This is a genomic window from Rickettsia endosymbiont of Culicoides newsteadi (assembly GCF_002259525.1).
Classification (GTDB): Bacteria; Pseudomonadota; Alphaproteobacteria; order Rickettsiales; family Rickettsiaceae; genus Tisiphia.
This window is the reverse complement of record NZ_MWZE01000167.1, coordinates 1-976: the sequence shown is the minus strand read 5'-3', so window position 1 is coordinate 976 and position 976 is coordinate 1. Positions and strand designations below refer to the sequence as shown.

The following is a 976-nucleotide window of genomic DNA, read 5'->3' as shown; positions in this document are numbered from 1 at the left end:
CTCTTAAGAAAAATAAACCTTCCATAAATTGCAATTTCGACTTTCCTCTAAATTATAACCTTATCCCGAATTGACGTTAATTGGGACAATGATGCGGTACTAGAATCTCCGCATACACTAGAGCTAGAGTGTGCTGCGGCTTGAGATGAAGCATCTCCTTCAACTCCTTGTGCATCAGCGAGTTTTGCAAGAGATTTATTCAAATATGTATCTAACTTACAGAAACCAGACAAAGAATTGACTGATTCTTGTGCATTAAAATCGTTCATTTTATTTGTGGTCGCTATTTTCCAAACTTCCAAGAATTCTATTAAAAGAGTTCTACTGGAATTATCTAAAGAATTGGTTCTATAAAACTCTGAGGCACTCGCATTTGAGTGTTCATCTACTAAATTAACACTCGGCTCGTTCACCTCTTGTTTATTGTCGTCCATATTATTTAAATCATTCGAGTATAACTTGCTTAAAGCATAAATACTGTTAGCCAAATTTTGGTTATTAAAGTTTCCTATTTGCTTTACAGCCTCTCTCTGCCAAACTTCCAAAAATTTTTTTGAAGGGTGTATATTTAATGTGCCAAAAGCATAAATACTATTAGCCAGTTCTTGAGGGATAAATTCTTCTATGCACCGGATAGCTGTATAGAACCAGTCCTCCAAAAATTCTACAGATGGTTTGAAAACACGCTTGCTAAATATAGTAATTATCGTACTAAGCCCACAAGCGTTAAAACCATATTTATAACCATCTGCTTGATCCCACATAATTTCCCTTGCTCTGTCCTGAGCTAACTTCAAATTATTAACATCTGTAATATTTTTTAAGGTCTGACATAATTTGATTGACCCCATCTTAGCATATGGGTTAAAATTAGATTTGCTCATTGATAATACCTTATTACGTCAATTCGGGATAAGGTTATAATTTAGAGGAAAGTCGAAATTGCAATTTATGGAAGGTTTATTTTTCTTAAGAG

The 976-nt window shown here is 34.1% G+C and carries 1 protein-coding gene; it reads right to left on the bottom strand.

All coding sequences use genetic code 11. From position 1 onward, the window contains the following. Nucleotides 1–47 precede the first annotated feature (47 nt). Complete coding sequence (locus tag RiCNE_RS07070; RefSeq protein WP_094649839.1) at nt 48–884, bottom strand: hypothetical protein; 837 nt, start codon at nt 882–884, stop codon at nt 48–50. Nucleotides 885–976 lie beyond the last annotated feature (92 nt).